Source organism: Portibacter lacus, from assembly GCF_021533215.1.
GTDB lineage: Bacteria > Bacteroidota > Bacteroidia > Chitinophagales > Saprospiraceae > Portibacter > Portibacter lacus.
In genome coordinates, this window is the sequence record NZ_JAJNKA010000010.1 from 122,043 (window position 1) to 135,139 (window position 13,097).

At 36.3% G+C, this 13,097-nt stretch carries 12 protein-coding genes and 1 pseudogene; 4 read left to right on the plus strand and 9 right to left on the minus strand.

Annotated elements, in window-relative coordinates; translation table 11 throughout:
* Positions 1–286: 286 nt before the first annotated feature.
* Positions 287–1,213, minus strand: coding sequence for an FAD:protein FMN transferase (locus tag L2586_RS16815; RefSeq protein WP_235294096.1), 927 nt, complete (start codon positions 1,211–1,213; stop codon positions 287–289).
* A 76-nt stretch (positions 1,214–1,289) separates the two neighbouring features.
* Positions 1,290–2,621 (minus strand): Gfo/Idh/MocA family protein, encoded by a 1,332-nt coding sequence (locus L2586_RS16820; protein WP_235294097.1) that lies wholly within the window; start codon positions 2,619–2,621, stop codon positions 1,290–1,292.
* A gap of 345 nt (positions 2,622–2,966) precedes the next feature.
* Between L2586_RS16820 and L2586_RS16825 the strand changes: the two genes are divergently transcribed.
* Together L2586_RS16825 and L2586_RS16830 are read left to right on the plus strand one after the other, a co-directional pair.
* The gene (locus L2586_RS16825; RefSeq protein WP_235294098.1) at positions 2,967–5,333 is read left to right on the plus strand and encodes a glycoside hydrolase family 95 protein; all 2,367 of its coding nucleotides are present in this window, start codon (positions 2,967–2,969) and stop codon (positions 5,331–5,333) included.
* A 44-nt stretch (positions 5,334–5,377) separates the two neighbouring features.
* Positions 5,378–5,959: a TetR/AcrR family transcriptional regulator gene (locus L2586_RS16830; protein ID WP_235294099.1), complete on the plus strand. Its 582-nt coding sequence runs from the start codon at positions 5,378–5,380 to the stop codon at positions 5,957–5,959.
* 26 nt (positions 5,960–5,985) lie between these two features.
* Here the strand turns inward: L2586_RS16830 and L2586_RS16835 are convergent, their stop codons facing one another.
* Entirely contained in the window at positions 5,986–6,765 is a 780-nt protein-coding gene (locus tag L2586_RS16835) for an alpha/beta fold hydrolase (protein WP_235294100.1), read from the minus strand.
* A gap of 163 nt (positions 6,766–6,928) precedes the next feature.
* A pseudogene (locus L2586_RS24860) lies at positions 6,929–7,057 on the minus strand (helix-turn-helix domain-containing protein); the annotation flags it as partial.
* A 62-nt stretch (positions 7,058–7,119) separates the two neighbouring features.
* Between L2586_RS24860 and L2586_RS16840 the strand changes: the two are divergent.
* Positions 7,120–7,632 carry a zinc-binding dehydrogenase gene (locus L2586_RS16840; protein ID WP_284284040.1) on the plus strand — a complete coding sequence of 171 codons (513 nt, stop codon included), beginning with the start codon at positions 7,120–7,122 and terminating at the stop codon, positions 7,630–7,632.
* Between the two features lie 133 nt (positions 7,633–7,765).
* On the opposite strand, the gene L2586_RS16845 is transcribed toward L2586_RS16840, so the two are convergent.
* From L2586_RS16845 to L2586_RS16865, 5 genes are all read right to left on the minus strand, one after another.
* Positions 7,766–8,563, minus strand: a complete 798-nt coding sequence (locus L2586_RS16845; protein WP_235294101.1) for a DUF4097 family beta strand repeat-containing protein — start codon at positions 8,561–8,563, stop codon at positions 7,766–7,768.
* A gap of 13 nt (positions 8,564–8,576) precedes the next feature.
* Complete coding sequence (locus L2586_RS16850) at positions 8,577–9,440, minus strand: DUF4097 family beta strand repeat-containing protein (RefSeq protein WP_235294102.1); 864 nt, start codon at positions 9,438–9,440, stop codon at positions 8,577–8,579.
* Positions 9,441–9,491: 51 nt separating this feature from the next.
* Entirely contained in the window at positions 9,492–10,247 is a 756-nt protein-coding gene (locus tag L2586_RS16855; protein ID WP_235294103.1) for a HEAT repeat domain-containing protein, read from the minus strand.
* A 1-nt stretch (position 10,248) separates the two neighbouring features.
* A complete protein-coding gene (locus L2586_RS16860; protein ID WP_235294104.1) occupies positions 10,249–10,797 on the minus strand; it encodes an RNA polymerase sigma factor in 549 nt (182 codons plus the stop codon).
* Positions 10,798–11,034: 237 nt separating this feature from the next.
* Positions 11,035–11,451, minus strand: a complete 417-nt coding sequence (locus L2586_RS16865) for a cupin domain-containing protein (RefSeq protein WP_235294105.1) — start codon at positions 11,449–11,451, stop codon at positions 11,035–11,037.
* A gap of 98 nt (positions 11,452–11,549) precedes the next feature.
* Between L2586_RS16865 and L2586_RS16870 the strand changes: the two genes are divergently transcribed.
* On the plus strand, positions 11,550–13,085 hold the full coding sequence (locus L2586_RS16870; protein WP_235294106.1) for an arylsulfatase: 1,536 nt from the start codon (positions 11,550–11,552) through the stop codon (positions 13,083–13,085).
* Positions 13,086–13,097 lie beyond the last annotated feature (12 nt).

Genomic DNA, 13,097 nt, shown 5'->3' on the forward strand with positions numbered 1-13,097 from the left:
ATATGAGTAATTAAGGAGAAAATAGGCATAAGAAATATTTGATACTTTTTACACTTTTGTAATTTAATAAATTCCCTTCATAATTAAGATTAATTTTTAACCAGAATTTATGTTAAAGTTTTACAAAGCGTTATATTATAAGGGTTTGAGGTGGTTTTGTTTAATTTAAATATTTATTGTAAAAGGTTTTATTTGCTTCTTTTTCGTACATATTAATTCAACTTAACATATATTAATATTTGTAATATGTTCTGAAGTAATGTGTTTAGGGAAGATTGTCTTGTGTTCAAAATTCTTTTAAAACATATTCCCCATCATCTTTTATCCTAACTTTAAATTGATAGATGTTTCTAGTCTTTTCAAGAAGTGGATTAACCGAGAATGCAGTTGCTAATGCATCAGCTGTAGTACAGTCATCAGCTATGATAGAGACACCTCTCTTTAGTTTAATAGATAGGAAAGTTCTTGGATCTAGGATATGACTGTATACGATATCACCAATTCGGAAATTTTGATAGTCATATCCTGATGTGGCAATAGCACAATTTTTTAAGATTAACATTTTATCTGGTTCATTGAGAACCATTATTCTCCAACCTTCTCGACCAAATGGAGGTTCGCCCATTCTGATGTCTCCTCCGCCATCTACTAATAGCGTATCATAGCCCATTTCCTTAAGCTTTAAAAACGCTTTATCAACGGCATAACCTTTTGCAATTCCACCAAAATTTAAGATTGTATTTTGATTGGTCTTAACAAATTTACCAAATCTGAAAATCTTCCTTCTTTTACTTAATGCTTGATTAATCAATTGAACATCTGGCAAGCTTGTTTCCTTTTTTGAAATCTGCCAAAAGTTTATTGCTTGACCAATCTTGATGTCAAATGCACCTTCAGTATACATGTTTAATTGTTCGGAAACCTTGATCAAGTCCCGTAAATCTTTTGAAACTCGAACCCAATTCGTTGTAGAGTTGATATGGGTGACTTCACTAGACGGTATATAAGTTGAGAAAATCTCGTTTATTCTTTCCACTTCTGCAAATGCTATATCTGCAATACTATCATTTCTAGGATCATCAGGAAGGAGAATCGTGAACTTTGTACCCATGATTCCCTTAGAGTGCGTGCTAAGTTTTGCTTGCGCTAAGAGATGATTAGATATTGCACACATGAAGAATAATGCAATTAATCTGTAGTAAGTACCGGTCATGAAGTTGAAATAAAAAAAAGAAAGAAATTTTAGCTACTAAAATTTCTTTCTATATCATAATTATAATAAATCGTATTTATAATACTTCTGTTATTCCTGGAATAGGTACTGGATAGTTTCCATTTTCATCCGGCATTACAGGTGGATCAGCATCAAATGAATACTTAGTCGGCATTAAACTTTTAGTCGAATTCAATGCATCGTCCCATGAAACTTCTTTTCCACTATAGCTAGCAGCTCTTCCGAGAAGAGAGGTCATGGTACTTTTTGCTCCATTTTCTGCATCTGCATATTTGTAATCTCCATTGGCTACTGCAGCAAATAATAGATCATGCTCTACTTGATATGGGTTCGGAGCATTCCGTTTATTAAAGTCCTTAATTACTTCTCCAGTTTTTGATTTTAGAACGCCAGGAGAAGGAGCCGATCCATTTGTTCCTTGGAACATTTCGGTCACTCTGTTATCACAACCTGGTTGGTGTCTACACTGACTAAACATCATAGAACCGTCAGCATATTCAAACTGTACATCGTGATGGTCAAAAATCTGCCCATGATCTTTTCCATGTCTTATTTCTCTTCCACCCATTCCGTATGCTTTAATAGGGTAGGCCTTCTTAACCCAGTTTCCAACATCCAGATTGTGGATATGTTGCTCTGTAATATGATCACCACATAACCAATTAAAGTAATACCAATTTCTCATTTGATATTCCATTTCAGTCTGACCTGGTTTTCTCTCTCTTACCCACACACCAGCACTGTTCCAATAAACTCTAGAGGATACAATATCACCAATTGCACCTTCATGCATCGCATTAACCCAATCAATATATTTAGCTTGATAATGTCTCTGAAGACCTACAACTACATTCAACTTCTTAGCTTTTGCAACCTCAGCCATTTCTAATACTTTACGAACCCCATTAGCATCTGTTGCAACTGGTTTCTCCATAAACACATGTTTGTTAGCATTAATTGCTGCCTCAAAGTGTATAGGCCTGAATCCAGGAGAAGTCGCGATAATAACAACATCTGACATTGCGATTACTTTCTTATATGCATCGAAACCACTGAAAATTGTTTCATTGGTCACGGCCAGTCTTGCCACATCCATTTCTTCAGACTCTAAAGATTTTTTGATGTTTTTCACACACTTTTCTGCGTTGTCTTGAAATGCATCAGCAACTGCTACCAATTTAACATTTTGCTCAGTTGCTAAGGCTTGAAAAGCGGCTCCAGTTCCTCGTCCTCCGCATCCTATTAAACCTACCTTTATAGCATCGTCTCCTGAAATATAAGATCTTGCTGAGATATTTAGTGGATTCAATGCAACACCACCTGCAATCAGCGCACTGGATTTTACAAATGTTCTCCTTGATTGATTATTAAACAAACTATTTTTCATTGGTATTAATATTTTCTAAAATTTTGTGATTTGTTAAAGTAATAGGAAGGTAATAAAAAAATCAACTTACCACAAAATGGTAGTGGAATAAAAATGTAATTTTTAATTCTGATTTATAATGCTTGCTCAATAATTAATTTGCTGAAAAGCATAGAATGGAGTTTAACTATAAAATGGATGATGATTAAATATCATTGATGACGAATGGTGTAATTCCTTTTGAATTAGATTGGTTAGCATTATATAATTATTGCGACTTTCTCGGTATAATGTATTTTAAACTATATTTGGTCTAGCAGCCAAATCCAGGGAGATTTGCATTGAAATCATCAGTATTACAATATCATGAAGAAACAAAATTTTAAGATTAATCCTTTTGTATACACCATTTTATTTCTATTCGGGATTAATTGCTATTCAGATGCTCAAGTGAATGAAGACCGAATATGGTATAAGCAACCCGCTAAGAATTGGAACGAAGCTTTGCCTCTAGGTAATGGGAAGTTAGGAGTGATGGTTTTCGGAAATACAACGAATGAGCGCATTCAGCTGAATGACGATTCTTTATGGCCTAATAATAATGAAGAGTGGACAGAGCCGATAGGAAATAAAGAAGACCTAAAAGTACTCAGGAATTTATTATTCGAAGGTGAAAATGTGGCAGCGGATAATTTAGTTGTTGATAAATTTTCAAATGGAAAGATTATCAGGTCGCATCAGACATTAGGTGATCTGCACATCAATTTTGATCATCAAAACATAACGGATTACCAGCGTGATTTAAATTTTGGAAATGCTATTTCTACGGTTTCTTATAAGTCAAATGGTGATCTTATTACTGAAAAAGTATTCGTTTCTCATCCTGACAAGGCCATCATAATAGAACTAAGTTCAGAAGCAAAGGAAGGTCTTAATGGAAAGTTGATTTTAGATAGGCCGGAGGATAAGGGCTTTCCGACTGTAAATACATTTACTACGGAAGATGGATTGTTGATTATGCAAGGTGAAGTCACGCAGCGTGGAGCCGTATTTAATTCTCAACCTAAGCCAATTTTAGATGGTGTAAAGTTCGAAACCTGTTTGAAAATCAACAATGAAGGTGGAGATGTTAGTAAAGGTAGTGACTTTTTAGAGCTGAAAAATGTTAGAAGAGCAACGATTTATATAGTATCTAATTCTTCCTACTATTTTGATGATTATAAAAGTCAGAATAAAATTGACCTTCAAAACTTAAATTCTAAAAGTATTAGTGAAATAGAAAGGGCACACATCGAGGATTTCCAAAGTTTGTATTCTAGATTGGATTTGCAATTAATCGGTGATAACATGGATGGTATGCCAACTGACCAAAGACTGAAAAATGTTAAAAACGGAGTAGTTGATATTGGCTTAGAAGAATTGTTGTTTAAATATGGTCGCTATTTATTGATAAGTTCTTCAAGAGTAGGTACTAATCCAGCTAATCTACAGGGTTTATGGAATGAATTCATAGAAGCTCCATGGAATGCTGATTACCATCTGAATATAAATCTGCAAATGAATTACTGGTTAGCAAATGTGACTAATTTGGATGAACTTAACCGACCACTCTTCGAATATATAGATCGAGTAGTGGAAAATGGGAAGGTGACTGCGGCCAAGAATTTTGGAATGAATGGATCATTTATGCCACATGCAACAGATTTATGGGCGCCCACTTGGATGAGAGCTGCCACTGCATACTGGGGTGCTTCAATGGGAGCTGGAGGCTGGATGATGCAGCACTACTGGCAACATTTTGAATTCACAAAAGATACTGCGTTTTTAAAAAGCCAAGCCTATCCAGCAATTAAAGAGGTTGCGCATTTTTATAGTGATTGGTTGGTGGAAGATCCGAGAGATGGGACTTTGATTTCTGTTCCGTCTACTTCTCCGGAAAATCGATTTGTAAATGCTAAAGGAGAAAATGTATCGACTTGCTTAGGAAGTGCGATGGATCAACAGGTTATCGCAGAAGTTTTTCATAATTACATTAAAACTTGTGAGGTCTTGGGTATCGAAAATGAGCTGTTAGAGAAAATTGTAGACCAAGAAAAGAAGTTACGTCCTGGGTTTGTGATCGGTGAGAACGGAAGAATCCTAGAATGGGACAGACCATACGAAGAACTCGAGCCAGGTCATAGACACATGTCTCATTTATATGGATTTCATCCAGGTGTTAGTGTCTCGCAGGATAAAACACCGGAAATATTTGATGCGGTAAGAAAAACGCTGGATTATAGATTAGCGAATGGAGGAGCTGGTACAGGGTGGAGTAGGGCTTGGTTGATTAATTGTAGTGCAAGATTACTAGACGGCGAAATGGCTCATGACCATATTCAGTTGTTGCTACAAAAATCAATCTTTAACAACTTTTTCGATGGACATCCACCTTTTCAGATTGATGGTAATTTTGGTTATACCGCAGGCGTCGCAGAAATGCTGCTGCAATCCCACGAGGAAAATATCATTCGAATTTTACCAGCTTTGCCAAAAGCATGGAAAACAGGACAAGTTTCTGGGCTTAAGGCAAGAGGTGGAATGACGGTAGATATAGAATGGAAAGACGGTAAGCTTGAAAAAGCCATTCTGAAATCTGAGTTTGACAATAAGTTTGATCTAATATATAAGGACGTTAAAGAATCTGTAGAAATAGCGAAAGGTGAAACGTTTGTGTTTGAACCCAAGTGGTAAGGAAAAGAATAGTTCTATTTTTTACTTTAAAAAATTAGAGTCGATTGACGAGTTCTACAAAAGAGAAAATAAGAATTGCGGCTTTGAAGCTGTTTAATCGTGACGGCCTTGTTAATGTTCGTTTGCAGCATATAGCAGATGAGGCATTTATCAGTGTGGGAAATTTAGCATACCACTATCCGAATAAGGAGTCTATTCTTTCTGCTCTATACGAAAGATTGAGCATGCAACAAAAAGCATTATTGGCTGAATTTCGAATTGTTCCATTATTTGATAATATTGACAGATTAATTCAACAAACCTTCTTACTTCAAAGGCAGTATGTATTTTTTTATTTTGATACGCTAGAAATCATACGAGCTTACCCGAAAATTGGCGAAGCCCATCAAGATCACATTTCTTCTCAGATCAGCCAACTAAAAATAATACTTGATTTTAATACTTCTAGGGGCGCATTGAACGCAGAACCAATAGATGGTGTATACGATAAACTCGCTATTCAGAAGCGCGGAAGTCTGTCTGAGTATTCTAAAGAAGAATTAGAGCAATTACTTAGGCAGGTATTGGCAAAAGAAGATTATGAAAGTGCTTCTAAAATTAGAGATGCTTTAGATAAAAAGGAGTAACCAGTTAATTTAGGCGATCTGTTTCCTTACTGCAGCTTCAAAAAAGCAATGACTTCTTTATTGAATTCATTAGGTTGCTCCACATTGACCACATGCCCGCAATCTTTAATAACGTGTAATGTTGCACTTACATGGGAACTTACAATTTTCTTAATGGATGGAAGAAACAGATGATCTTGTTCTCCCATAATGTAAAGTGTTGGAATCTGAATGTCATTCATTCTGAAAAACCTTAGTAAGGGATTAACTTCCGCGGTCAATTTATACCACCTTAGAAATTCTTTTTGGTAAAGTTTTTTCGCCTCTCCAACGAATAAGATCCTAGATTCTTTATGGTTCTTCTTCGGCATGATGATGAAGGCGAAAAGCTTGTATAGGAACATATAAGGAACAACAGACTTGAACGCATTTCCAAATCCCATTAAAACCTTAGATCGAATATTTAGCTTTAGAATCGCACCGCCCATGACCATACTTTCTACTAATTCTGGGTTCCTTTCTGCAAGACTTCGGATAAGTATTGTTCCTAACGAAATTCCAATAAAGTGAGATCTTTTTATTTTTAAATGGTCCAGTACTTCTATGATGTCATCCGTAATAAACTCAAAAGTATATTCTGGATTAAAGCTTTCTTTTATTTTTGGTTTGCTATTTCCATGTCCCCGAAGATCAATCAATAAGACATTAAACTCCTTTTTGAACGACCTGATCTGCCGAAACCAAATAGAGCTACTTCCGCCGGCACCATGGATAAAGGTTACCCATTTAGTGGTTTCGGGATTTTCGTATAATGAATAGCTCAGCATGAATTATAAATGGATTGTTATGTCTTAATAAGTTACGTGCATAAATGAAATATTAGATGCTTTGCTCGAAGATATGATTTCAGAATTAAATGGAAGCAAAAAAATACATCATTGATCACGTTAGAGCATAAAGACTCCTAAATAAATGTGATCAAAATTAGGATTAACCTGCACAAACCTGCATATCTCCTTTTCTGAATTCTTGAATCGTTGTCTTGTAATACTTCTTGAAAGTCTTCGATAAATGACTCGAATCCGTGAACCCAAGCAAATGAGCAATTTCCTTTATGGCGTATTGACTATGTTTGAAGTAATTCTCAGCTAAGTTTAATTTTGACTTGAGGCTCCATTGCCATTCAGTTAGCTAAGAAAATCGCTGGACTTACTGTTATAGCACCCGCATCAAGACCTGAATCTGAGAAATGGTGTAGAGAAATGGGAGCTGATTTCGTTGTGAATCATAGAAATCTTAAAGAAGATTTAGGGAAAATGGGACATAGTCAGGTAAATTATATTTTAGACTTTGTGCATATCAATGCATACTGGGAAACAGTTGCAGATATTATAAAACCTCAAGGTCACATCGTTTCGATTACAGGGAGTAGTGATCCACTTAACCTTAGCTTATTAAAAGTTAAAAGTGTCACTTTTTCATGGGAGTTGATGTATACCCGATCTATGTTTACCACGGATGATATAGATAGACAACATGAAATATTAAATGATATTGCTAGATTGATGGATGATGGGACACTGAAGACAACATTGACCACAACCTTAACTGGATTCACAGTTGAAGATATGAAGAAAGCACACGAAATGCAAGAATCAGGGAAAACAATCGGGAAAACGGTCGTCTTGTTTTAAGGAATTCATTAAGAACTCTTAACGAACGTAATCAAAAAAAGCAGCTCTCTCAGAGCTGCTTTTTCATTTATCTTTAGCAATAGTAATATTATATATTCTGTGAGTAGAATGATATCAGTAACCTAATTAGGTTTTAATTCTTTCGGATAATAATATCTCCGTGATAGGAACTCAACATGTATTCCTGTCCTCCACTTCCGACCACGCCATGTCTCCATCCGCCTATCTCTACTTTAGTGCCTTTGCCTGTACTCTCGACTTTGTTGACACTAGTTTTCATATCGATCTCATAATCGGTATAAATATCTCCCTTTGTCGTTTTTAACTTAGTGTTAAAGTTTGCTCCTGGAGGCAAACTAATATCTACATCTCCGTGGTAAGTCGTTAAGACCATAGGAAGTTTAGAATCTACGCTTCTGAAAGTCGCTTTGATCTCTCCATGATGAGTATTTACATTGGCAGATGACCCCACACTTTCTAAAGTAACATCTCCATGATGAGCGTTAATTTCAGAAGTTCCATCGATCCCCTTCACATACACGTCTCCGTTATGGTGTGTGCTTAATATTACGTCAAAATCTCTTGGGACTTGAACTGAAACATCGACTGTATTCTGCGACCCAGTTTGAATCTGGACAACATTATCTCCTTCAGAAATTTCCGCATTTACGGTACCACCTGAAATTTTCTTTAATCCATTTTTAGACTTGTTCTTTCCTTTATCATCGTCGTCAGCATAAAGGGTTACGATAACTTCATTGCCATCATAGGCAGTTACCGTCATGCTACCTCTATGTGAACTAGCTTCGAGAACTCCGTGACTTCCAGGATTAGATAAGGCGACTCTAATTTCCTCACCCTTACTATTTTGAGCATTGGAAACCATACAGGTTCCAAGGATCATTGCTATTACTAAACTATATATTTTCATTATTGCTATTGTTTTAATTTTTATTGATAAATGTATCTCCGTGATGCGTTCTGTAGGTCAATGTTCCATTGCCAGAACCAAGTTTAATACTGGTCGCACCAGAATATTTGTATTTAGCTTTCGTACCGTCTTTTTTGATATTTACTTTTTGTGCAACATGCTGATAGTCGAAATCTGTGTAGAAAGACCCATGGTGACTGTCCATCGAAGCCATCGCTGATACGCTTGGAAATGATGTTCTTATATCTCCATGATGCGTCTTGTAAATCCCTTTTTGTACTTGACTAGAACTGTGATCCACTGTGACATCTCCATGATGAGTTTTCGCAATTACTAAGCTTCCTCCAGTGGATGCCTTAACACTTCCATGATGGCTTTTTACGGTAGTGTTACCTTGGATTCCTGAGACTTCGACATCTTTGTGATGTGTCGCTGCATATAGATTCACACCAGGTGGAACCGTAGCTTCTATTTCGAATTCATATTCCACACCATAGTCTTTAATGTTTTTCTTAGACCAGTTATCCCAGTTTTCCCCTTGATAGTAGCTAGAACCATCGTCGTCTATCTTGAAATGCTTGTCTGGAGCGATCATGAAAACTATGAATTCTCCATCGATGCTAGTTGTATCCAAGTAAACTTCTTCCTTTGCTGCTTTTAGTTTTTGATTCGATTTTGACTTCAAGGTTCTGCTTACTTTTAGTCTTAATTCATTTCCTTGTTTAGCCTTAACTTTCACATCTCCTTTGAAATTATGGATTCTGATGCTTTGGTAAGCCTTTACGTCATATTTTAGATCAAATTTGTCTGTCGATTGTTGCCCATTTAATAATAGTGGGAAGAGTAACGACATCAGTAAAATGTATAATTGTTGCATTTTTATTCTTTTATGGAATGATTAATAAGCTGAATTAACTCAAGACGCTAATCAAAGTTTTAACACCGGCGCCAGTGTTTCCTCGAGTTGCGTCTTCACATCAGCTTCTATTTTATCTGATTTTAATAGGGTTCTCCATTCATCCGCTGAATTGCGTTCTTCTAGTGAAATCATCACTTCAGCTAGCGTGAGTTGAATAATCGGTGATTCTTGGTATGGAATCGCTTTGATTAAATTCGCTCTTACTTTAGGATTATCAGCATAATGTAACATTGCTTCTATTGCACTTAATCTCACATTTATATTCGGGTCATTGATTAAGGCCTGATTCAGTGCATCTATTATCTTGTCATTTAATTCAGGAGCTTTGCCCATTTCAGCAATATCTTCTAATCTGTGGATCGAGGAATTGCTCGCAAGAATCATGTGTTTATCCTCTGTTGTGTCTTCAGCCATAAATGGCGTAGCATTATCTTGTTGCATCACATAAAATCCAACCATTGCGCCCACTACAAAAATGGAAGCTGCTACCATTAGATTTCGAAGCCAATTGTTGCTTCTTTTTATCGTCAGGTTTTTCTTTGGTTCTGAAGCGAGCATCGCATAAAACTTAGCATCCATTCGATCAGAGGGTTCCACTTTCTCTAATTCATCCAGATCTTTGATTACATCGTAAAATGTGATGAGCTCTTGTCTACAATCAGCATGCTTTTCCAAGAATATTTCGAAGCCTGCTGGAGTCATCCCTTCTTGAATTTCTTCAAGCAAAAGATCTTTAGCGTGTGAGCAATTATTTTTATCTATCATTTTATCTTAATTCAAGTTTATTCATAATAATTTTCAAGTCTTCGATTCCTCTACGAATTCTAGATTTGATATTGGTTTCAGTGCTATTCGTTAATGTCGCTATATCCTTATACTTAAGACCTTGAAATCTACTAAGAACGATCGCTTCTTTTTTCTTAGGATCGAGTCTGTTCAATGCGATATGCAACATTTCATGTTTTTCTTCTTTTTCCATAGCAGAATCGATGATGGATTCTGTGTCCTTATGGTTATATAATGCATCTTCCGTCGCTGAATTTTTCAGAACATCTTTCTTGTTAACCGTATCAAGAAATACATTTCGACCGATAGAGTACAACCAGTAATTGAACTGTTGTTCCTTCTTGAAATGATGACTGAATCTGAGGACTTTTAAAAAAGTATTTTGGACTAAGTCTTCACTCTTAAGCTTATCATTGGTCATTCTATAGAAGTAGTAGAAAAGGTCTTTTTTGTGCCTTTCATACAGTACTCCGACTTTCCCAGAGTCGCCCGCTTGTACCAGTTGAATTAATTCGTTGTCGCTTTGCAATGTCTTTTCTTTGAATATAAACTAGAATACGATGGTTTTTCTAAAAGGTTGCAAATCCGTTTTTATTTCTCGAACTTTTTTTGATTTGCTTCTAGTGAAGATAAGGTAATCTTTTGTACAAGGCGCACTAGACCTTAGCCGAAAGCCTTGCAGCTTAATTGCACGAGGAAAAATAGAACTAAGTATCCGAGTAATAATGGTTTTTTTTAGGTCAATGTTATAGCGTTACAATTAAGTTTAATTTTTAGGTTCGAATATGAGATAAACAGATGTGCTATCACCAATATTAATTACTCGGTGCCAATCTACACCATCACTTGTAAAATGTGAGCCGGTCTTCAACTCAACTTCTCTAACCCCATTTGCATCTTCTATTCTAAAAGTGCTTCCAGATAGAGCATAGCCAAAGTGAGGGGCATGGAAATGCTTATCATGGCCACCGCCTGGCGGGAAAGTACATTTCAATGTTCTAAATCGTTCGTTTTCCTTAAGCAATTCACATACTTCACCACCTTGCCATTTTGCAGCAAGTGGATCGGGAAGTGAATCTACGAGAGTGTATTGAAAGTTTGAATCTGCGATATCCCGAAATTGAATAGTATCTTTTTCTATTGAAAATACACTTAGAATGAGAGAAAGTATATAAATAATCATTGTTGATATTTTTGCAAAGATTAAAAAATACTTTCATACTTGACGATCGAAAAGATTTTGAATCCCCTGAGAATAATTAAATTACAAACAAATCAACATTGACCCAAAATTTTACAAAAGTGATGAAGCAAGGATTTTCTTTCAGTTTATTATTATTACTACTAGTGATTACCGTCGGATGCGACCAGAAATCTGTGAGCCCTAATATTATACTTGTGATTACAGATGATCAAGGTTATGGAGATATTTCCGCCCACGGAAGTCCTGATGTTTTTACGCCGAATATGGACCTGTTGAAAAGCCAAAGCGTAACATTTGAAGATTTTCAGGTTAGTCCGACATGTGCACCGACGCGGTCAGCCATTCTAACTGGAAGACATCCATTTAAAAATGCAATCACTCATACAATTCTAGAGCGTGAACGAATGGCGCTAGGAATCACTACACTACCTGAAGTACTGAAGCGCTCAGGATATAAAAGTGGGATATTCGGGAAATGGCATTTAGGGGATGAACCTGAATATCAGCCAGAAAGTCGTGGGTTTGATGAGGTCTTTATTCATGGAGCTGGTGGAATAGGTCAAGCTTATCCAGGATCTTGTGCGGATGTTCCAGATAATAAATACGATGATCCAACGATTAAGCACAATGGAACTTTTGTCAAAACAAAAGGCTTTTGCACAGATGTGTTTTTTACGCAAGCCTTGTCTTGGATTAAAGGCATGAGTAATGAGCAAAAACCATTTTTCACCTATATCACGACGAATGCACCTCATGGACCATTTATCGCTCCGGAAAGCTATAAAAAGAAATTCATCGAAAAAGGTTATTCGGCCAAGGCTCAAGGTTATTATGGGATGATAGAAAATATTGATGATAATCTAGGGATGTTGATGGAGAAATTGAAAAATTGGGGTATTGCAGATAACACCATTTTGATATTTATGTCTGATAATGGCAAAGGCATGCGGGATGGTCACAATGGAAACGTTGCTTATAATGCTGGAATGAAGGGGTACAAAGGAAGTATTCACGAAGGTGGAACTAGAGTACCATTTTTCATTAGGTGGCCGGAAAAGTTTGCAGCAGGTAAAGAAGTACAGACTCTTTTTAACCACTACGATATTTTACCGACCATAGCAGAGATACTGGATGTGGATATTTCAGATGTAAAGGATCTAGACGGAAAAAGCTTTTTGGCTTATATCGAATCAGATAACATAGATTCTGATGATCGCTACCGTTTTGTTCATCAAGGAAGATGGCCGCTTAATCCTAATAATATTAATGGTTTAGAAGTAGGAAAGATGTGGATAGGAGATGAGTTTACTTCTAATCCTGATAGTTCTCAGTATGTGCGGTTTGCAGTAAGAAGCGAGCAATATAGATTTGAAAATAATGATGCATTATACGACCTTTTCGAAGATCCAGGACAAACTAAAAATATAGCAGAAGAAAATCCTGAGATTGTTAATCAGATGAGACAAGCTTATGATGAATGGTGGGTCAATGTTAGACCTTATATGGTCAATGAAAATGTGCCATTGGCGAAGGAAAGACCATTCTGGAAAGCCTACGAGGCGCAGAAAGAAAGCAGTGGAATTAAGGATTGGGAAAAGCCGATATTAGATTAATAAATATTGCTT

What these genes read in the sequence shown, in the direction of transcription:
- L2586_RS16815 (WP_235294096.1), bottom strand. Translation starts at nt 1,213, where the DNA reads ATGACCGGTACTTACTACAGATTAATTGCATTATTCTTCATGTGTGCA.
- L2586_RS16820 (WP_235294097.1), bottom strand. Translation starts at nt 2,621, where the DNA reads ATGAAAAATAGTTTGTTTAATAATCAATCAAGGAGAACATTTGTAAAA.
- L2586_RS16825 (WP_235294098.1), top strand. Translation starts at nt 2,967, where the DNA reads ATGAAGAAACAAAATTTTAAGATTAATCCTTTTGTATACACCATTTTA.
- L2586_RS16835 (WP_235294100.1), bottom strand. Translation starts at nt 6,765, where the DNA reads ATGCTGAGCTATTCATTATACGAAAATCCCGAAACCACTAAATGGGTA.
- L2586_RS16845 (WP_235294101.1), bottom strand. Translation starts at nt 8,563, where the DNA reads ATGAAAATATATAGTTTAGTAATAGCAATGATCCTTGGAACCTGTATG.
- L2586_RS16850 (WP_235294102.1), bottom strand. Translation starts at nt 9,440, where the DNA reads ATGCAACAATTATACATTTTACTGATGTCGTTACTCTTCCCACTATTA.
- L2586_RS16855 (WP_235294103.1), bottom strand. Translation starts at nt 10,247, where the DNA reads ATGATAGATAAAAATAATTGCTCACACGCTAAAGATCTTTTGCTTGAA.
- L2586_RS16865 (WP_235294105.1), bottom strand. Translation starts at nt 11,451, where the DNA reads ATGATTATTTATATACTTTCTCTCATTCTAAGTGTATTTTCAATAGAA.